Here is a 20,066-nt window from a genome sequence, read left to right on the forward strand (position 1 = left end):
GTTTCGCAACGCACCTAAAAACCGCCCAGCAGATTTGCCGAGCGGTTCTTTTTGTCCAATCGTGCAAATTAATCCTGTGGTATGACCCGCAAGCCAAGTTCGCGAAGTTGCTCGTTTGACGGCTCACTTGGGGCCGACATCATCAGGTCTTCGGCGCGCTGGTTCATCGGGAACATGATGACCTCGCGGATATTGGCTTCATCCGCCAGCAACATCACGATCCGGTCAATCCCAGCGGCACAACCACCGTGCGGCGGTGCGCCGTATTTAAAGGCATTCACCATTCCGCCAAAGCGGCTTTCCACCTCTTCCGCACCGTAACCGGCAAGTTCAAAAGCCTTGAACATGATTTCTGGTTTGTGGTTCCGAATCGCGCCCGACACCAGTTCATAACCGTTGCAGGCAAGGTCATATTGGTAGCCAAGGACGGAAAGCGGATCTCCATCAAGTGCGTCCATTCCGCCTTGTGGCATGGAAAACGGGTTATGGGAAAAGTCGATCTTACCGGTTTCTTCATCTGCCTCGTACATTGGAAAGTCGACGATCCAGGCAAAAGCGAAGCGGTCTTGATCGATAAGACCCAGCGTCTCGCCAATCTCTGTGCGGGCCCGGCCAGCGACAGCCTCAAAAGCAGAAGGTTTTCCGCCAAGGAAGAACGCCGCATCACCAACCCCAAGATCAAGTTGCTGACGGATCGCCTCTGTCCGCTCGGGGCCGATGTTTTTGGCCAAGGGACCAGCGGCTTCCATACCGTTTTCACCATCACGCCAGAAAATATAGCCCATTCCGGGCAAACCTTGCGCCTGCGCAAAGGCATTCATCCGGTCACAGAATTTACGGCTGCCGCCACTGGGTGCCGGGATGGCGCGAATTTCGGTACCTTCCTGCTCCAGCAATTTTGCGAAAATTGCAAAACCGGAGCCTGCAAAATGTTCGCTCACAATCTGCATCTTGATCGGGTTACGCAGGTCAGGCTTGTCGGTGCCGTACCAGAGAGCTGAATCGCGGAACGAGATTTGCTCCCATGTCTCGTCAACTTTGCGACCGCCGCCAAATTCCTCAAAGATTCCGCTGATGACCGGCTGGATCGTGTCAAAAACGTCCTGCTGGGTCACAAAGCTCATCTCAAGATCAAGTTGGTAAAAATCGGTTGGTGATCGGTCTGCACGCGGATCTTCATCCCTAAAACACGGCGCGATCTGGAAATATTTGTCAAATCCCGACACCATGATCAGCTGTTTGAACTGCTGCGGAGCCTGCGGAAGTGCGTAGAACCTGCCGGGGTGCTGGCGTGACGGGACCAAAAAGTCGCGCGCACCTTCGGGGCTTGAGGCTGTGATAATAGGCGTCTGGAATTCTTTGAAACCCGTATCCCACATGCGCTGCCGCATTGACGCTACAACATCAGAACGCAAAATCATGTTGTGTTGCAGTTTTTCGCGGCGCAGGTCGAGGTAGCGGTATTTTAACCGGGTTTCTTCGGGATATTCCTGATCCCCAAAAACGATCAGGGGCAGTTCATCAGCAGCGCCCAACACTTCCATATCACGGATGAAAACCTCGATTTCACCGGTTGGCAGCTTTGGGTTTATCAGGCTTTCGTCGCGTGCCTTAACCTCGCCATCAATGCGAATACACCACTCGCTGCGCAGGTTTTCAACCTCGGCAAAGACCGGGCTGTCGGGATCACACAGTACTTGCGTAACACCGTAATGGTCACGCAGATCGATAAACAAAATACCACCATGATCGCGCACGCGGTGTACCCAGCCGGAAAGACGAACGGTCTCTCCAACATTTGCTTTGGTCAGTTCAGCGCAGGTCTGGCTACGAAAGGCGTGCATCGGGTATTCCCTCGAGGGTAGTGAAAGCTTCGCGCCGATACACATTGCGTACGCCCGGAAGTCAAGGTCACAGTGAGAATTGCCTGTATTTTTGGGTGTTCAAATCAACGTAACCTCGGAATTCGGGCCAAAAAAACATCGAACTAGACAGGAAGGCCATGTTTTCACTAATATTTTGCATGGAAGGACGCTGAATCTGGGGCAGAGCGCGAATTTTAGTACCAGATATTTTTTAGGGGGATGTTATGTGGGAAGCTCTCTTTGTACGAATGCTAAAGCAGCTAATTCGGCACGGTACGCTGGATTTGCAACTTCCAAGTGGCCGCAAGGAACGGTTCGGAGATGGGGACGGATCTGTCGTAATTGCCCAGATCACTGACCCTGGTCTGCCGCGCCGCTTCATGATCAACCCGGAACTTACGATTGGGGAGGCCTATATGGAAGGCACCCTGAACATCGACAACGACGACTTGCACAGCTTTATCGCGCTTGGCATTCGGAACATGTCTGTCGGGCGTGGTCATGGGCTGGAACGGTTTTTTGGCCCATTCTTGCGATATGTCAGCCAATACAACCCAATGGGGCGCGCGCGCAGCAATGTCGCGCATCATTATGATTTGTCTGGTGCGCTGTATGACCTTTTTCTGGATGAGGACAAGCAATATTCCTGTGCCTATTTTCGTCATCCTGATGACACGCTTGAACAAGCTCAGATACAAAAGAAAGCCCATATCGCACAGAAACTATGTCTTGAGCCAGGAATGCGGGTTCTTGATATCGGATGCGGCTGGGGCGGTATGGCCATAACATTGGCCAAAGACTATGGCGTGCATGTTGTTGGTGTCACATTGTCAGAAGAACAACATAAAGTCGCACGCGCACGCGTTGATGCTGCGGGCCTGAACGAGCAGATCGATATACGCTTAACAGACTACCGCGCGCTGGATGGTAAATTTGACAGAGTAGTTTCTGTCGGAATGTTTGAGCACGTGGGCGTGCCGCATTACCGGGAGTATTTCAGTCACGTAAGCGACAGGCTAACGGACAACGGAATCGCATTGATACACACCATTGGGCGCGAATCGCCACCGGGACGCACAAGCCCCTGGGTACTGAAGTATATTTTCCCAGGCGGTTATGTCCCTTCGCTTTCCGAGGTAAGCAAAGCGATCGAGAAGGAAGGTCTCTGGACCACAGATGTTGAAGTTTGGCAGCTGCATTATGCTGAAACGCTAAAACATTGGTACACGCGTTTTATGGCAAATATCGATAAGGCCCGGCAGATTTACGATGACCGATTCTGCAGGATGTGGCGGTTCTATCTGATTTCAGCGGAGCTCACATTTAGACTACACCGACAGGTTGTTTTTCAATTTCAACTCACCCGCAAACAAGGTGTCGTTCCCCTGACCCGCGATTACATTTACCAAGGCGATGAAAAACAGCACTGGCGGGCAGCGGAATAGATTTCCGGGCTAAACCAGATGCGCCCTTATCAGACCACGCAGCGAATTCCCCACAAACAATCGCTGTGCCTTTTTAATATCGCGCTCTGTTAGTATTGCCTCTGCGGCCTCTCCTGCGTCCAGCATTTTCTGCCGCAACACACCGGGAAGCAGGCCACACGTAAGTGGTGGAGTAATCAAACCCTGCCCAAAATCCGCAAAAACATTCGTTATTGTTCCTTCGCAAATTTCGCCGCGTTCATTCAGAAAAATCAACTCGTCCACACCGTTCGGAAGGTTTGCACGGGCATTGTCGTAAAGCTGACGCTCTGTGGTTTTCACTTGCAACCAGCGGTCATCTGAGCGGAGCCTGTCTTTTGCAACCATAACGCGCCACGCGCTAACAGTCGATGATATTGGAAATACCTGCAGCTCAAATTTACCGTTTAACTTCAATGACATACGACATCGCCGCGTGTCAGTTCCCGAAACAGACGATAACAAATGCTGCGCAGCATTTCTGTCAAAATCAATCCCAAAACCCTGCGCGCTCTTTTCCATTCGCGAAAGATGGAGATCAAGATTTTGAAATCCCAGAGCCGGATCAAACCCAAACGTTTCAATCAGCTTGAGATCGGGGGGGAGATTTCTGCGTAGCGCACTTTCCACAGGGCTTCCTCATATTCGCCATCGGCTGTGCTGTCCCAGACAACACCGCCGCCAACATTAAGTCGCACAGCGCCACCTTCAAAGAGCGAAAGTGTGCGGATTGCAACGTTGAAACATGATGACCCGTCTGGCGCCATCCAGCCAATTGTACCGCAGTATATTCCGCGTGGCGTTGGTTCCAGATCCCGGATTACCTGCATTGCACGGTTTTTGGGCGCGCCTGTGACTGAACCGCAGGGAAAAAGTGCGCGCAGGATATCGGGCAGGGATGTGCTTTCTTTAAGGTGCGCCGTTACGCGCGATACCATCTGATGAACTGTTGCGTAGCTATCGACACGAAACAATTCAGGCACTTTGACCGAGCCAACCTTGGATACCTGGCTGATATCATTGCGTAAAAGATCAACGATCATCAGGTTTTCAGCGCGGTTTTTGGGGTCCTTCAGCAGCCAGTTGTAACGTTCATCGTCTTCACCTGCTGTTATGCCGCGCGGGACCGTGCCTTTCATGGGCAATGTTTCAATTTCGCCGTCCGCTGTTGTACGAAAGAAAAGCTCAGGTGAACGCGACAGGATTTCCGGCCCAACCCCAAGATCAACATGCGCGCCGTAAAGCACAGGCTGACGCGCCGCCAAAAGACCGAAAAGTGCCTCGGCAGAGCCTGCGCGGTTCGCCAAAATTGGAAACGTCAGATTGGCCTGATAAATATCACCCGCCCCGATCAACGCGCGAAGCTTGTCAAACGCCCGGTGATAGTCATTTGCTGACCAAAGTGGCGTCAACGAAGACAAGACGGCCTCTCCCACGCCAATATTCGCTGAATCTGGCGTATCAAACACGCCAAAAAGCAGCAATGGTGTGTCGCGGTCTTCTGGCAAGAGATGAGCAAGCTTTGGCATCAAAACATAGCCAAGTTCGTAAGAACAATAGCCTGCAATCCAGCGTCCATCGGCTTGTGCCCTTGAAAGCGCGTCCAGCGCTGCAGGCACTTCTTCAGCAGTTTTTGCCACAATCAACTGTTCCGGCGCACGAAAAAGTGTGCCGGTTCCATCTGGTCCGTGGTCAAAAAATATCTGCGGCTGTGCCAAAATGAATCGCCTGATGCTACGTCACAGGGTGCTTCTAGTCTGCTTTTCGCTGCTCTGCGCCCCTAAAATCCGACATCTGCGAAGTGAGAGCGGCAAAATACCTAGGTTGCAGTGTCTCGCTGGTTTTCCATACCCATGGAAATCAGGCGCGGCGTTTTACTTTGTTCTGCCTGAAACTCAGCTTTGTCCGACATTCCGCGCCAGTTCGCCGATACAAAAGATTGTGCAACAGCACCGCCTAATGTTGTGCCGGGTCCAAGCACGATAAAAACATCCGGCATCAACTCGCGCGCGGCTGTTCGAATTGCTGCAGAGAAATCATAGGGTTCGACGACCTGATGCTGAAGCGTATAGGACCATAGCGCACCCAGATCGCTTGACTTCGGGTGCCAAAGCCCACCGCGACCGTCTACCAAAGGCAACTTAGGCTGCTGAAACAGCGTTTGCGGCAGACGCCTTTGGCCTTCTGCGGCAATAGGCGCCATCAATTCCGTGTGGAACGCCGCATGATTTTGCAACCGCATCGGGAAACGGTCCTGAACGCGGGGCGCTTGCTTTTCGAAGGCCTCCAACCCGGTTTCGTCCCCGGCAAGCACCAGCATACCACCAAGGTCGATAGAAAGGGCCAGTCTATGGTTCGCGCGATTGTCGATTTCAGACATGATTGCAAGGACTTCTGCACGTTTGCCACCCGGGTCACGCCAGTCTTCATCCGTAACCGGATATATCAACTGACCGCCAACGCCCCGTTCATGCATCAGCGTTCCCATGGTGTTCACAACATCCAGACCCGCCATGGGCGACAAAGCCCCGGCACAGGCAAGCGCTATATACCAACCCATCGAATTTCCGGTGACACCAATGATGTCAAACTTTTCTGCGCTGATTGAAAGGAAGTCCGCGTAGGCGCAGGCATAGATCAATGGCGAAGCATTGTCGCCCCGTGTATGGTGCGGTCCCGAGAACCGGGCTGCATTGTCCAACTTGCTTACCGCTTCTTGTCCAAGCGCAGTGCGATAGCCATCAAACTCGCCAATAATCGCGGATCTATTCGCGTGGTGCCGCTTGAGATAACCAAGCTCGGTTTTGTTATAGGTGCCGCGCCCAGGGGCGACGACGACAGCAGTTTGTTTCATTTCGCCCCCCAAAGCTTTTCAGCAGCCTGAACAATGCTTTCACAGGACGGCATCGTGACTGCATAAGCTGGACCTGTAGCAATAAAGCTGTCTTCTGCAGCAAGGCGCGCATTCGGTAAGTTAGATTGTTCTGAAAGAAGTGTCATAACCGCCTCGGAAACATTTCCACTTTGGCGGCATTCATCGACAACCAAAACCTTTTTGGCACCTTTTATAGCATTAATAATCGCCTCTTCAGGCAGCGGCGACAACCAGCGCATATCAATTATTCGTGTTTGAATACCCTTCTCTTTCAATATTTTAGCCGCCTGTTGGCTTAGATAATGGCCGTTTCCATAGGTCACAATTGCCAGAGGCCCCTCACCTGTTACGCCAACCTCGCCAAGCGCGATCCGTTCGTCCGGTGCGGGGTAGATCTGCATCCATCCACTATCTTTTGCGTCGTGCAAATCGCGCATCGGGTAAAGCGCGATAGGTTCGACAAACACCACAACACGTTGCTCTTCCCGCGCAAGGCGCACACATTCGCGCAGCATTTTTGCGGCATCCGCCCCGTGGCTTGGCACAGCAACGATCACGCCTGGAATATCGCGCAGAACTCCCAATGAATTATCGTTATGGAAATGACCACCAAACCCTTTCTGATACCCAAGGCCTGCGATGCGCAAAACCATCGGGTTGGTGAACTGTCCGTTGGAAAAGAACGAGAGCGTCGCAGCCTCGCCACGAAGCTGATCTTCAGCGTTGTGCAGGTAGGCAAGGAACTGAATCTCCGGCATCGGAATAAAACCGTTGTGTGCCATACCGATAGCCAAGCCTAAGATGGATTGTTCATCAAGCAGGGTATCAATCACCCGGTCGACACCGAACCTGTCACTCAGTTTTTGCGTAACGCCATAAACGCCGCCCTTTTGGCCGACATCTTCGCCCATTAGCGCGATTTCATCATGTTCCAACATCAGATCGGTCAATGCCCAGTTTATCAGGCGTGACATGTGCTGTGGCTCGGACATGGCACGCATATCAGAGCCGAATGCGGCTTCGCGGGCTTCATCCGATGGGCCATTTGTCGGTGTGCAACGGCGTTTTGGCGGCACAATGCTGCCCATAACTTCTGACGCGGTTTTTAGGCGTGGTCGAGTAATTGCTTCGGCAGCGACGCGCGTGCATTGCGCCTCTGCGTCGTCATAAATTGAAAGCACCTCATCTGTGCTCAGAACACCCGCATCAATCAGCAGCCTTGCAGAATGCAGTAACGGATCGTCCGATTCCCACGTCTCGAAGGTTTCTTTCGCAAGGTAAGTTTGCTGCATATCAGAGCCAGCATGGCCATAAAGCCGAACAAGGCTAAGGTGCAGAAACGCCGGTTTTCTGCGGGTGCGAACATATTCTACTGCAGCTTTCGCTGCGCAGAAAGTATCGTACAAATCAAGCCCGTTTGCGTAAAAGTATTTCAACCCCGGGCGATGCTCAAAATTCGCAGAAACCCAGCCACGCGGGGTGCGGGTTGAGATGCCTATCCCATTGTCTTCACATATAAAAAGAAGCGGAAGTGGTACGGATTGAAACGAAGTCCAGCAAGCCGTATTGATAGCCCCCTGAGCGGTAGAATGATTGGAAGAAGCATCGCCAAACGAGCAGATGACAATACTATTGTCTTTGAGTGTTTTATGCTCCGGCGCGTGCCGTCTGGCAAGGCCAATCGAATAGGCGGCACCCACGGCTTTTGGCAGATGGCTGGCAATAGTCGAGGTTTGCGGCGGTATCATCAGGCTATGTGACCCCAGCACCTTGTGCCGCCCGCCGGAAATCGGGTCTTCGGTTGAGGTGGCAAAGCTTAGCAGCATATCCCAAGCGGGTGTTGTACCCGGCACCTGTGCGCTGCGCCGGGTTTGAAATGCACCGTCCCGATAGTGCAGGAACGCCATGTCATCAGGGTTAAGGGCGGAAGCGACCGCTGCCATACCTTCATGCCCGGAAGAGCCAATTGTATAGTACCCCTGCCCTGCCGCCTGCATTTTGCGCGACGTTCGGTCGAGGTTCCGACTTAAACATTGCGCGCGAAAGATCGCGACCGCCTCGGTCGGTAAAAGGGGGCCGTTTGGTGCAGCCCCTTTTGGAAAATCTCCACGTTTTACGCGGGTCTGAAATGCCTCGTGGACGATATCAGCACGATCCATAGATCAACCTTATTCTTCAATGCAGCCCAAAACTTCAGCCTTACAGGAAAGGCCCTAGAAAAACGCCTGTAGCCCGGTTTGCGCACGCCCCAGGATAAGGGCATGTACATCATGTGTACCTTCATATGTGTTTACCGTTTCAAGGTTTACCATATGACGGATCACCTGAAATTCCAGGCTGATGCCGTTGCCACCATGCATGTCACGTGCCATCCGCGCGATATCCAGCGCCTTGCCGCAGTTGTTGCGTTTCATCATCGAAATCATTTCCGGTGCAGCATTCGCTTCGTCCATCAGCCGGCCAACACGCAAAGACCCTTGCAGGCCAAGCGTGATCTCTGTCTGCATATCCGCCAGTTTTTTCTGGTAAAGCTGCGTGCCCGCAATTGGTTTATTGAACTGCTTTCGGTCTAGGCCGTATTGCCGCGAAGCGTGCCAGCAGAACTCGGCCGCGCCCAATACGCCCCAACTGATGCCATAACGCGCCCGGTTCAGGCAGCCAAACGGACCTTTCAGACCTTCGACATTGGGCAACAAGGCGTCTTCGCCAACTTCTACGTCTTTCATCACAATCTCACCGGTCACCGAAGCCCGCAGTGAGAGCTTATTCGCGATCTTCGGTGCCGAGAGACCTTTCATGCCTTTTTCAAGCACGAACCCTTTTATCTTTCCGCCGTGTGCGTCGGATTTTGCCCAGACAACAAAAACATCAGCGATTGGCGCGTTTGATATCCACATTTTAGAGCCGTTCAGCACATAGCCTCCGTCAACCTTTTTCGCGACGGTTTTCATGCTTGCGGGGTCAGAACCGGCATCAGGTTCTGTCAGACCAAAACAGCCAATAAATTCACCGGTAGAAAGTTTTGGCAGGTATTTTTTACGTTGCTCCTCAGTGCCATAGGCATATATCGGATACATAACCAACGAGCTTTGGACAGACATCATGGAACGATATCCGCTATCGACACGCTCTACCTCGCGCGCGACCAGACCGTAGCTCACATAACCTGCACCGATACCGCCGTATTCTTCGGGAACGGTGATACCCAACAAGCCCATTTCACCCATTTCGCGAAAGATTTCCGGGTCTGTTTTCTCTTCCTGAAACGCCTCCAGCACACGCGGCTGCAGCTTTTCCTGTGCGTATGATCGTGCTGAATCGCGGATCATACGCTCGTCTTCGGTCAACTGAAGGTCGAACCGAAACGCATCTTCCCAGTCAAAGGATTCAAGGTTCGGTTTGCTTTGCGGAGCCAGGGCCATTCTTTTTACCTCTTAAGTCAGTTCGGTCAGGGCTTGCGCAATGCGGCGACAGCCCTCTTTCAAATCAGCAGTTGCGTAAGCGTAGGACAGGCGAAAATAGCCGGGAAGGCCAAAAGCGCGCCCGGGAACCAGCGCGACATGCGCATCATCAAGAATGTAGCGACACACGTCAGCATCGGTTTCCAGAACCTCGCCTTGTGGCGTGGTCTTGCCAAAAACACCGCTGCAATCAGGAAATGCGTAAAAGGCACCACCGGGCACTTCACAATTCAGGCCTGGCATAGCGTTCAGGGCGCCAACAACAAGATCGCGTCTTTCACGGAATTCTTCTGCGCGTTCGGCCAACAGATTCTGCGACCCCTCAAGTGCTGCAAGTGCTGCTGCTTGCGAAATGGAAGAGGCACCAGAGGTCGACTGCCCCTGTACCGCGACCATTGCTTTGATCAGGTCGATGGGGCCGATACCCCAACCAAGCCGCCAGCCTGTCATGGCATAGGCCTTGGACACACCATTCACGATAAGCGTCCGGTCAGCCAGATCAGGCGCAGCTGCGCGGAAGGAAGTGAAAGGTTCATAGGTGATATGTTGGTAAATCTCATCCGCAACGATCCAGACATGCGGATGTGCACGCAAAACATCTGCTAATGCTTCAAGATCAGCGCGAGAGTACATCGCGCCAGAAGGGTTGCCCGGCGTGTTAAGCATCAACCATTTGGTATCGGCTGTGATCGCGTCTGAAAGCTGATCGGGTGTCAGACGGAACCCAGTGACCGCCCCACATTCTAATGGGACAACCGTTGCCTCGCAAAAAGCAACCATATCAGCATAGCTCGTCCAATAGGGCGCAGGCAGGATCACCTCGTCACCCGGATTTACGGTCGCTTGAAACGCATTTGACAACACCTGCTTGGCGCCTGTTGACACGATGATTTCACTCGCCTCAGGCGTATATCCGGAAAAGCGGGTGGCATCTGCTGCAATCGCTGCACGCAAGACAGGTGTGCCTTGTGTCGGCGGATAGCCTGTTTGACCATTCTTGGCGGCAAGATGGGCCGCATCAATAACATGGTCAGGCGTCGGGAAATCCGGCTCTCCGGTGCCAAATGTCAAAACATCAACACCCTCAGCACGCAACCGCGCGGCCGCCTCTGATATCTGAACAATTTCAGAAAGCTGCACATTCGCAGCGCGATCAGAGCGTTTAAAGGGGTGGTTGATACGGTTTATCATGACAATTCCGAAAGTTTCATCAGGCCTGACACTTCCATTATACCAAATTCCCTTTCCAATAAATCGATATTCGGGCATAAGTTCATGCAGAAATGGAATGTTATGCTAGCCCCACGTCGTTATCTTCCTTCTACCAGTTGGCTTGTCGCTTTTGAAGCGGTCGCGCGACTTGGTTCTGTCTCTCAAGCAGCCGAAGAGCTTTCACTGACGCAAGGCGCCGTCAGCCGGCAACTCCAAACGCTTGAATCCCAGGTTGGAGTTGCGTTGTTCTTAAGAGAAAAGAAAAGATTGCGCCTGACCCCGGCAGGCACCGATTACGCACGCGAGGTGCGTGAAACGCTGCGCAAGCTGGCAAATGCCACAATCAAACTGCGTTCTAACCCCGAAGGCGGAACACTTGAGCTCGCGATTTTGCCCGCGTTTGGCACGCATTGGCTGGCCCCGCGCCTGCCACGCTTTCTTTCAGAAAACCCCGGTGTGACAATAAACCTGTCAACACGTGTGGTGCCTTTTGATTTCAAACAAGAACGGTTTCATGCCGCGATCCATTTTGGCACTGATGACTGGTCAGGGACGCATTCGATAAAACTGATGGATGAACGGGTCGTTCCGGTTGCAGCGCCAGAATTGCTGAGAGAGCAGAATGTTAGCACCCCTGAAGACTTGTTACGAATCCCGCTGCTTCGGCTAGAGACCCGCCCACGCGCATGGGCCCGGTGGATGGCGGAGCACGGGATCGACCGAACACTTACAGAAGGAATGTTTTTTGACCAATTCGCAACGATGGCACGTGCAGCGGCGCATGGGCTTGGTGCAGCGCTCTTGCCTGACTATCTTGTCGAAAGCGATCTGGCCGAGGGGCGGCTCGCTATCGCAACAGGCGCGCCGGTCACCAGCATCGGCGCCTATTACCTTGTCTGGCCGAAAGAGGCAGACGATCATCCCCCCCTTACAGCACTACGCGAATGGCTGGCGCAGGAAACAGAAAAACAAAATGCCTCCGGCGGGGATACTTGAAGAATAAAGAAATCAGACTCTATTCTTCTTCTACCCCAAGATATCCCCACAACGGTTCTTTTAAAGAACTGTCTTCCAAGTTCTACCCGGCGTAAAACGACCCCGTTCGAGTCTTTAGAAACGTTTCCAGCGGAATATCTTCTTGTTTGAGGAAACCTTTCTGAGGCAACACGCCGTCACGCACCATCTCGATCACAGCGACGACAGAGGCTGATGTGGTCCAGGAAATAGCCGTGCGCATCTTGCCCGCGACTTCGATAGGACGATACGCGCGCACAAATTCCTTGCGCGCCAGCTTGCCATCAATTGTGCCTTCTGCGGCAACGTGAACATAAACCACATCTTCCTCAACAGGTGGTTTCGCATGGGTCAGTATTTCACCTGCTTCCGCGCGCCGGTCCCGCATCAGCAATTCATGAAAGAAGAAATTCATAAGCTCCATATGTCCAGGATAACGCATTGTTTTATAATCTATATTATCCACTTTTCCGAGATACGTGTCACACATCGTCCCAAGACCACCCGAGGTAGTGAACGCCTCGAGCTTTACACCATCAATGTACAGCGTTTCGTGCCATTCCATCGGTGAAACCAACTTGCGGGTACCAGCTTCAATCACTTCGCAGTCGTTCAGATATTCGTTGACCACACCCTCCGGTGACCAGTTAAACGCGTATCCCATCAGACCGGTCGGGTTCTGTGGTAATGCCCCCACGCGCATCCGGCACGACCGGCAATGTTCAAACTGTGAAATCAGGTGCGCACCGACAATGCCAACGAAACCCGGCGCCAACCCACATTGGGGGGCCATCAACCCTTTTGAGATTTCGCTGAGACCGATAATTGCCTGCGTTGTTGGCACATCCTCTGTCAGATCAAAGTAGTGCAGCCCCGCAGCATTCGCCACAGTCGCGATGCCAATATTAAGGTGATAGGGCAAACAGGACAGCACCGCATCAGCCGCCTTGAATTCTTCAGCCATCACATCGGCAGATCCAACATCCGCAGATTTCACCGCAAAGGGAAAACGCGAAGCATCCACAACAAGATCGTAACCAGTAACCTCGAAACCTGAGTCATGCAGTAGTTGCGCCGCCAGAGAGCCAACTTTCCCCAAGCCCAGTACAAATATCTTTTTCACGCAAAGACTCCTTAACCGCGATCTGATTTGCGGGCAGGATAGCAATTGTAAGCCTGCGCAAACATCACTAAATAAGCGTGTATTCATGAGAATTATGAATGAGAGACATGAGCAAGACCCGCCAGAACCTACCTGTCCCTTCTTTTGCCAGCCTACGCGCATTCGAATGCGCCGCGCGGCACGGAAGTTTTACGCTTGCTGCCGAAGAATTGCATCTGACGCAAAGCGCCGTCAGCCGTCAGGTCAAAGACCTTGAGGCAATGCTGGGCTTCACCCTGTTCCGCCGCAACGGCCGCCGCGTAGCGCTCAGCGATGCCGGGGCTGATTTTGCTTCGGAACTGGCGATTGATCTTGAGCGGTTGAAACAGACAGTAACCCGCGCCGTTGCTGCCGGAAACGCCCGCAGTGCATTGCGAATTGCCACTCTTTCCACCTTTGCCTGTCGCTGGCTCATCCCGCGCCTGCCGGACTTTGAAGCGCAAAATCCAGAGGTCGAGATCAGCCTGTCGGCGCGTATCAAACCGTTCAGCTTTGACGAAGAACGATTTGATCTTGCCATCCACTATGGTGTTCAGGACTGGCCCGACACACAGATGACAAAACTCTGCGAAGAAGAAATAATAGCCGTATCTGCCCCGGAATTTCGTGATCGCCACGGATTGAAAGACGTTAACAAAATTGCGAATGCACCGCTTCTGCACTTGGAAACCCGCCCAACATATTGGTCTGATTGGTTACGTCTGCTTGGGCAGGACACACCACATGCACCGCGCGGTAAGATCTATGATCAGTTTTCCATGATCATCGCAGCCGCATCAGCCGGGCTTGGCGCCGCGCTGTGTCCCCGCTATCTGATCGAAGACGAATTATCCCAAGGCAACCTCGTGCCCTTGTCTGAAAAACCTCTCCTTACCAACAATGCCTATTATCTGGTCACACCAGCTGGCGCGGTGAGCCCCGTGGCACAAAACTTTACGCGCTGGGTTAAGACACAGGTTTCTCGCCGCAAAACTCCACTTAATAAACAATAGCTTATTTCTTCCAACCAGTTTCCATAAATATCCCCGCCGGAGGCATGAAATCCTTTTTTGCGGCACATAGATTCGATACGGCGAATAAATTCTTCATGAGGTTTATGAACCAATAGACCATCAATTCACCATATTCGCGAAGGCAGAACAGACGTATTGTTGACGCAGTTCCTCAAACCTGAATTTGCGAGAAAGGACACGTCATGAGTGTCAAAGCCGAAATTGCCGACATCCTGACCCGCCTGGGTGTTAATTCTGCCTCCTACACAAGCGGCAGCACAAAAATCATCAGCCCTGTAACTGGCGAAGAAATTGCAAGCGTTGCAGATGTTTCTGCCGCTGACACCTCTGCTGCCATCGACAAAGCACATGAAGCTTTCAAGGTCTGGCGCAATGTTCCCGCGCCACGCCGCGGAGAGTTGGTCAGATTGCTTGGCGAAGAACTGCGCGCCGCCAAAGAGGATCTCGGGCGCATCATCTCTATTGAGGTTGGTAAAATCACCTCTGAAGGTTTGGGCGAAATTCAGGAGATGATTGATATCTGCGATTTTGCGACCGGCCTTTCCCGCCAGCTTTATGGCTTAACAATCGCAACCGAACGCCCCGGTCACCGGATGATGGAACAATGGCATCCGGTTGGCGTTGTCGGCGTGATCTCTGCGTTCAACTTCCCCGCCGCGGTCTGGAGCTGGAATGCAGCACTCGCTCTTGTTTGTGGTGATACGGTCGTTTGGAAGCCTTCCGAAAAGACACCGCTCATATCGCTCGCTTGCGCTGCTGTATTTGAAAAGGCTGCCGCGCGCTTTGGGGATGCACCTGACGGTTTGCTAACACTTCTGATTGGCGACCGCGCTGTCGGAGAGGTTTTGGTGGATCACGCGAAAGTTCCGGTAATTTCCGCCACTGGCTCAACCCGTATGGGACGCGAAGTTGGCCCGCGCGTTGCTGCACGCTTTGGCCGTTCCATTCTGGAGCTTGGCGGCAACAACGCTGGTATCGTCTGTCCGTCGGCCGATCAGGATATGGCGCTGGCAGCAATTGCCTTCGGCGCTATGGGAACCGCCGGTCAACGCTGCACAAGCCAGCGCCGTACCTTTGTGCATGACAGTATCTATGACCAGTTTGTTCCGCGTCTGAAGGCCGCCTATAAATCCGTCACCGTGGGTAGCCCCTTAACCACAGACGCTCTGGTTGGACCTCTCATTGATACACGCGCATCAGACGCAATGGAAAGGGCGCTTGAGCAGGCAAAGGTACTTGGCGGCACGATCACTGGCGGTGAAAAAATCGACGCGGGCTATCCGAATGCGCATTACCGCCGCCCGGCAATTGTCGAGATGCCCGTTCACGAAGGAATCGTCTGCGAAGAAACCTTCGCACCCGTGCTTTATGTGATGCGCTATATTGACCTTGACGACGCAATCGAAAAGCAAAACGCTGTCGGTGCCGGACTGTCCTCAACCATCTTCACGTTAGATATGCGCGAAGCCGAACAGTTCCTGTCCGTTGCCGGGTCAGACTGTGGAATCGCCAATGTGAATATCGGCACCTCCGGTGCAGAAATTGGCGGTGCCTTTGGTGGCGAGAAAGAAACGGGCGGCGGACGCGAAAGCGGCTCTGACGCGTGGAAAGCCTATATGCGCAGGGCGACCAACACGATCAACTATTCACGCGAGTTACCGCTGGCTCAGGGCGTTTCATTCGATATCGCGTAAATTAAACTTCCAATACGGCGGACTCATGCAACTGAGTCCGCCGTTTTAGCCAATTGCGACGATCTTTCCACTACAAGACCCTGATCAAGGGTTGCACCTACCCGCCTCATGCCTATAACACACGACAATTTGCGCATCCGGGGACCTTAGTCATGCCAAAAAGAACCGATATCTCATCCATCATGATCATCGGCGCGGGACCAATCATAATTGGCCAGGCATGCGAGTTTGACTATTCCGGTGCGCAGGCCTGCAAAGCGCTGCGTGAAGAAGGTTACCGGGTCATTCTGGTAAACTCCAATCCCGCAACAATCATGACCGACCCGGGCCTAGCAGACGCAACATATATAGAGCCCATAACCCCCGAAATCGTCGCCAAAATAATCGAGAAAGAACGTCCTGATGCGTTGCTGCCAACGATGGGTGGGCAGACTGGTCTGAATACATCGCTCGCACTGGCCGATATGGGTGTTCTTGAAAAATTCGGTGTGGAACTGATCGGTGCCAACCGCCGTGCCATTGAGATGGCCGAAGACCGCAAATTGTTTCGTGAAGCGATGGACCGTATTGGTCTTGAAAACCCGAAGGCTACAATCGCAAACACCATCGAAGAATGTATGGATGCAATCGAATATGTCGGGCTTCCGGCAATTATTCGCCCGGCCTTCACACTTGGCGGTACTGGCGGCGGTGTGGCCTACAACCGGGATGATTACGAACATTTCTGCCGCACCGGACTGGACGCCAGCCCCGTCAACCAGATCCTGATTGATGAGAGCCTGCTTGGCTGGAAAGAATTTGAGATGGAAGTCGTGCGTGACAAAGCCGACAACGCCATTATCGTTTGTGCCATCGAAAACGTTGACCCGATGGGGGTTCATACGGGCGATTCAATCACGGTAGCCCCTGCCCTGACGCTGACCGACAAAGAATACCAGATGATGCGCAGTGCATCTATCGCCGTGCTGCGGGAAATTGGTGTTGAGACGGGTGGCTCTAATGTACAGTGGGCCGTAAATCCCAAAGACGGGCGCATGGTGGTGATCGAAATGAACCCACGCGTTTCGCGCTCTTCTGCACTCGCATCCAAGGCAACTGGCTTTCCAATTGCCAAGATCGCTGCAAAGCTTGCCGTGGGATACACGCTGGATGAGCTTGATAATGACATCACCAAAGTCACACCGGCCTCGTTCGAGCCTACCATTGACTATGTTGTCACCAAAATTCCACGTTTTGCCTTTGAAAAATTCGCCGGTGCCGAACCCTACCTGACCACAGCGATGAAATCTGTTGGCGAGGCGATGGCCATAGGCCGCACCATCCACGAGTCGTTGCAAAAAGCGCTGGCTTCGATGGAAAACGACCTCACTGGTTTTGACGAGATTGATATTGAAGGCGCCCCGGAAAAATCAGCTGTTGTAAAAGCGCTTAGCAAGCAAACTCCAGACCGTATTCGCGTCATAGCGCAAGCCATGCGAGAAGGGCTGGCAGATGACGAAATTCATCACGCCACGATGTATGATCCTTGGTTCCTGTCCCGCATCCGCGAGATTGTTGATGTAGAAGCCGACGTGCGTGCGCAAGGCCTGCCTGCAACAGAAGCGGGCATGCGCAAACTTAAGATGATGGGTTTTACGGATGCCCGCCTTGCCACCCTGACCGGGACGAGCGAAACTGAAGTACGCCACGCACGACTGAAACTTGGCGTTATTGCAGTGTTTAAACGCATCGACACCTGCGCCGCTGAGTTTGAAGCGCAAACTCCCTATATGTACTCGACCTACGAATCCCCGGTTATGGGAGAGGTCGAATGCGAAGCACGTCCGTCGGACAAGAAAAAGGTCGTGATCCTTGGTGGTGGCCCAAACCGCATTGGTCAGGGTATCGAATTTGACTATTGCTGTTGTCACGCCTGCTATGCCCTGACCGATCAGGGGTACGAGACGATCATGATCAACTGCAACCCGGAAACGGTTTCGACAGATTATGATACGTCTGACCGGCTCTATTTTGAGCCGGTCACGTTTGAGCATGTCATGGAAATTCTGCGCGTTGAGCAGGACAATGGAACGCTTCACGGTGTCATCGTGCAGTTTGGCGGGCAGACCCCACTAAAGCTCGCCAATGCGCTTCAGAACGAAGGCATCCCGATACTTGGAACAACACCAGACGCGATCGACCTTGCCGAAGACCGTGAAAGGTTCCAGAATCTGCTAGAAAAACTGAACCTGAAACAGCCCAAAAACGGTATCGCATCTTCGGGCACGCAGGCGATGAAAATAGCCGAAGAGGTTGGCTTCCCGCTTGTGATCCGGCCCTCCTATGTGCTCGGTGGCCGCGCGATGGAAATCGTGCGCGACATGCCCCAGCTTGAGCGCTACATCAACGAGGCCGTGGTCGTTTCCGGTGACAGCCCTGTATTGCTTGACAGTTATCTGTCTGGCGCGGTTGAAATTGACGTGGATGCGCTGTGCGATGGGAAAGATGTGCATGTTGCGGGCATCATGCAGCACATCGAAGAGGCCGGGGTGCATTCCGGCGACAGCGCCTGTTCCCTGCCCCCCTATTCGCTGCCAGACGATATTATCGAAGAACTGCATCGTCAGACCCACGCGCTCGCTATTGCACTGAACGTCGTTGGATTGATGAACGTTCAATATGCGGTCAAAGACGGCGAGATTTACCTGATCGAGGTCAATCCGCGCGCCTCACGCACCGTGCCCTTTGTGGCGAAAGCAACCGACAGCGCGATTGCCGCCATTGCGGCGCGTATCATGGCAGGAGAACCACTCAGCAACTTCCCGATCCGCGAACCATATGCGCCGAACCCGAACCCGATGGCCGTGCTGCCACTGGGTGACCCGTTCACGCTCGCCGATCCGAAAACGCCCTGGTATTCGGTAAAAGAGGCCGTGCTGCCCTTTGCCCGCTTCCCGGGTGTGGATACGATCCTCGGGCCGGAAATGCGCTCTACCGGTGAAGTCATGGGGTGGGACCGTAACTTTGCCCGGGCTTTCCTGAAAGCCCAGCTTGGAGCAGGTGTCACATTGCCCAGCGAAGGCCGTGTTTTCATTTCGATCAAGGACATGGACAAAACGCCCGAAATGGTGAGCGCCGCCAGATTGCTGATAGATCTTGGCCTGTCCATCATCACAACCCGCGGAACCGGTGCGTGGCTGACTGAAAACGGCGTCGAAAATGAAGTCGTGAACAAGGTCTACGAGGGCCGCCCGAACATCGTTGATATGCTGAAAGACGAACAGATCGCGCTGGTGATGAACACGACCGAAGGCACGCAGGCGGTCGAAGACAGCCGCGACATCCGCGCAGTCACGCTATACGCTAAGGTCCCCTATTTCACCACCGCCGCCGCATCCTACGCGGCTGCATTGGCGATGAAAGAGGCGAAGGAAGGTGAGTTGGGTGTGAGGGCGTTGCAGGGCTAGCTTTCCGAACGGTTCGAAGCAAAAATACATGAACCGAACAACCCAAAGCAATAACTTTGAAAGTTAGACCCCGTTAGCGCGTGGGCGGGTTTTATCAGATATTGGAGAGCTTTGGTTCTTTGAAAGAGCAGCACTCTTCCCTTCAAGGCGACTCCGCCTCAAGGTGCAGTTTCATATCCAGCAGCACTTTCTGAATTTCCAGCGTTTCACGCAGCAGGCGTTTTGCCTCGTTTATGGAAATCACGCCATCCTCGATTGACTGGTTGTATTCCGCCATCAGCATAGCGAAGCGCTGGCTCAGCGCCACCACGTCGGAGTTCACACCATGTGACGGGTTGTTGCGTCTGTCCTCGCTGTAGGAAAGCGTGATGCCGCGCAGCTCTGCCAATGCGCTGGTGACATGCGGGTAACGTGAAGCATCTTCCAGGGCCGCGACCGCGTCGATCGGCATGAACCTGTCAGAATGTTCATCAGCATCCGAATAATAGCGCCCCAAAGTGGCTTTCGATTTGCCGGTCAGTTTACAGGCTGCTTCGATACCAACGTCTTTAACCAAAGCCTCGGTGTGCTTCTTAAGATAACTGCTCATCCCACTCATTCCTATCCCTTGGGCACTCCACCAAACAATCGGGGGGAAATGCGTTTGCCTTTTCCCATTAATGGGGTTGCAAGGATTTGTCATTTATAAACCGATCCTGTGTTCTTGGGATTGTACGAGTAACCGGCGTCCCCTAGCGTTGGTTTTGGGTCGGGGTCCGCTGTGCTTCTGTCACATGGGGGCGGCAGAGCCGGGTAACCGGCAGCCGTGTAGCGGGCCCGACTGTTTGTAAAGAGTAATGAGACCCGATCTATCCCCAGGCG

General features: G+C 53.3%; 14 protein-coding genes. 5 read left to right on the forward strand and 9 right to left on the reverse strand.

The annotated features are described in order from the left end of the window. Nucleotides 1–68 precede the first annotated feature (68 nt). Nucleotides 69–1,844 (reverse strand): aspartate--tRNA ligase, encoded by a 1,776-nt coding sequence (gene aspS, locus J4E70_RS09405; RefSeq protein ID WP_213888850.1) that lies wholly within the window; start codon nt 1,842–1,844, stop codon nt 69–71. 245 nt (nt 1,845–2,089) lie between these two features. On the opposite strand from aspS, the gene J4E70_RS09410 reads away from it, so the two are divergent. Beyond that, nucleotides 2,090–3,310 carry an SAM-dependent methyltransferase gene (locus tag J4E70_RS09410; protein ID WP_213888851.1) on the forward strand — a complete coding sequence of 407 codons (1,221 nt, stop codon included), beginning with the start codon at nt 2,090–2,092 and terminating at the stop codon, nt 3,308–3,310. Nucleotides 3,311–3,319: 9 nt separating this feature from the next. Here J4E70_RS09410 and J4E70_RS09415 read toward each other — a convergent pair whose 3' ends face one another. The 6 genes from J4E70_RS09415 to J4E70_RS09440 form a co-directional block, all read right to left on the reverse strand. Beyond that, a complete protein-coding gene (locus J4E70_RS09415; RefSeq protein ID WP_213888852.1) occupies nt 3,320–3,958 on the reverse strand; it encodes an aminotransferase class IV family protein in 639 nt (212 codons plus the stop codon). Further along, entirely contained in the window at nt 3,913–5,049 is a 1,137-nt protein-coding gene (locus J4E70_RS09420; RefSeq protein WP_213889090.1) for an aminodeoxychorismate synthase component I, read from the reverse strand. The genes J4E70_RS09415 and J4E70_RS09420 overlap by 46 nt, the downstream gene beginning before the upstream one ends. Nucleotides 5,050–5,147: 98 nt before the next feature. Continuing rightward, nucleotides 5,148–6,182, reverse strand: a complete 1,035-nt coding sequence (locus J4E70_RS09425; protein ID WP_213888853.1) for an ACP S-malonyltransferase — start codon at nt 6,180–6,182, stop codon at nt 5,148–5,150. After that, nucleotides 6,179–8,362 (reverse strand): thiamine pyrophosphate-dependent enzyme, encoded by a 2,184-nt coding sequence (locus J4E70_RS09430; protein ID WP_213888854.1) that lies wholly within the window; start codon nt 8,360–8,362, stop codon nt 6,179–6,181. The genes J4E70_RS09425 and J4E70_RS09430 overlap by 4 nt, the downstream gene beginning before the upstream one ends. Before the next feature lie 54 nt (nt 8,363–8,416). Then, complete coding sequence (locus J4E70_RS09435; RefSeq protein ID WP_213888855.1) at nt 8,417–9,625, reverse strand: acyl-CoA dehydrogenase; 1,209 nt, start codon at nt 9,623–9,625, stop codon at nt 8,417–8,419. Nucleotides 9,626–9,637: 12 nt separating this feature from the next. After that, on the reverse strand, nt 9,638–10,855 hold the full coding sequence (locus tag J4E70_RS09440; protein ID WP_213888856.1) for a pyridoxal phosphate-dependent aminotransferase: 1,218 nt from the start codon (nt 10,853–10,855) through the stop codon (nt 9,638–9,640). Between the two features lie 84 nt (nt 10,856–10,939). On the opposite strand from J4E70_RS09440, the gene J4E70_RS09445 reads away from it, so the two are divergent. Then, entirely contained in the window at nt 10,940–11,872 is a 933-nt protein-coding gene (locus J4E70_RS09445) for a LysR family transcriptional regulator (RefSeq protein ID WP_213888857.1), read from the forward strand. A gap of 82 nt (nt 11,873–11,954) precedes the next feature. Here the strand turns inward: J4E70_RS09445 and J4E70_RS09450 are convergent, their stop codons facing one another. Continuing rightward, a complete protein-coding gene (locus J4E70_RS09450; protein WP_213888858.1) occupies nt 11,955–13,013 on the reverse strand; it encodes a saccharopine dehydrogenase C-terminal domain-containing protein in 1,059 nt (352 codons plus the stop codon). A gap of 107 nt (nt 13,014–13,120) precedes the next feature. Here J4E70_RS09450 and J4E70_RS09455 point away from each other — a divergent pair, with 107 nt between their 5' ends. From J4E70_RS09455 to carB, 3 genes are all read left to right on the forward strand, one after another. Beyond that, the gene (locus tag J4E70_RS09455; RefSeq protein WP_213888859.1) at nt 13,121–14,044 is read left to right on the forward strand and encodes a LysR substrate-binding domain-containing protein; all 924 of its coding nucleotides are present in this window, start codon (nt 13,121–13,123) and stop codon (nt 14,042–14,044) included. A gap of 203 nt (nt 14,045–14,247) precedes the next feature. Then, complete coding sequence (amaB, locus tag J4E70_RS09460; RefSeq protein ID WP_213888860.1) at nt 14,248–15,759, forward strand: L-piperidine-6-carboxylate dehydrogenase; 1,512 nt, start codon at nt 14,248–14,250, stop codon at nt 15,757–15,759. Nucleotides 15,760–15,911: 152 nt separating this feature from the next. After that, a complete protein-coding gene (carB, locus tag J4E70_RS09465) occupies nt 15,912–19,205 on the forward strand; it encodes a carbamoyl-phosphate synthase large subunit (RefSeq protein WP_213888861.1) in 3,294 nt (1,097 codons plus the stop codon). A gap of 142 nt (nt 19,206–19,347) precedes the next feature. Here carB and J4E70_RS09470 read toward each other — a convergent pair whose 3' ends face one another. Next, the gene (locus J4E70_RS09470; RefSeq protein WP_213888862.1) at nt 19,348–19,803 is read right to left on the reverse strand and encodes a phage regulatory CII family protein; all 456 of its coding nucleotides are present in this window, start codon (nt 19,801–19,803) and stop codon (nt 19,348–19,350) included. Nucleotides 19,804–20,066: the final 263 nt, after the last annotated feature.

It is taken from the genome of Pseudohalocynthiibacter aestuariivivens (assembly GCF_018457175.1).
Lineage (GTDB): Bacteria > Pseudomonadota > Alphaproteobacteria > Rhodobacterales > Rhodobacteraceae > Pseudohalocynthiibacter > Pseudohalocynthiibacter aestuariivivens.

Excerpts from the sequence above, each read along its gene's own strand:
- J4E70_RS09430 (WP_213888854.1), bottom strand. The coding sequence starts at position 8,362 with ATGGATCGTGCTGATATCGTCCACGAGGCATTTCAGACCCGCGTAAAA.
- carB (WP_213888861.1), top strand. The coding sequence starts at position 15,912 with ATGCCAAAAAGAACCGATATCTCATCCATCATGATCATCGGCGCGGGA.
- J4E70_RS09435 (WP_213888855.1), bottom strand. The coding sequence starts at position 9,625 with ATGGCCCTGGCTCCGCAAAGCAAACCGAACCTTGAATCCTTTGACTGG.
- aspS (WP_213888850.1), bottom strand. The coding sequence starts at position 1,844 with ATGCACGCCTTTCGTAGCCAGACCTGCGCTGAACTGACCAAAGCAAAT.
- J4E70_RS09470 (WP_213888862.1), bottom strand. The coding sequence starts at position 19,803 with ATGAGTGGGATGAGCAGTTATCTTAAGAAGCACACCGAGGCTTTGGTT.
- J4E70_RS09440 (WP_213888856.1), bottom strand. The coding sequence starts at position 10,855 with ATGATAAACCGTATCAACCACCCCTTTAAACGCTCTGATCGCGCTGCG.
- J4E70_RS09445 (WP_213888857.1), top strand. The coding sequence starts at position 10,940 with ATGCAGAAATGGAATGTTATGCTAGCCCCACGTCGTTATCTTCCTTCT.
- J4E70_RS09455 (WP_213888859.1), top strand. The coding sequence starts at position 13,121 with ATGAGCAAGACCCGCCAGAACCTACCTGTCCCTTCTTTTGCCAGCCTA.
- J4E70_RS09410 (WP_213888851.1), top strand. The coding sequence starts at position 2,090 with ATGTGGGAAGCTCTCTTTGTACGAATGCTAAAGCAGCTAATTCGGCAC.
- J4E70_RS09425 (WP_213888853.1), bottom strand. The coding sequence starts at position 6,182 with ATGAAACAAACTGCTGTCGTCGTCGCCCCTGGGCGCGGCACCTATAAC.
- amaB (WP_213888860.1), top strand. The coding sequence starts at position 14,248 with ATGAGTGTCAAAGCCGAAATTGCCGACATCCTGACCCGCCTGGGTGTT.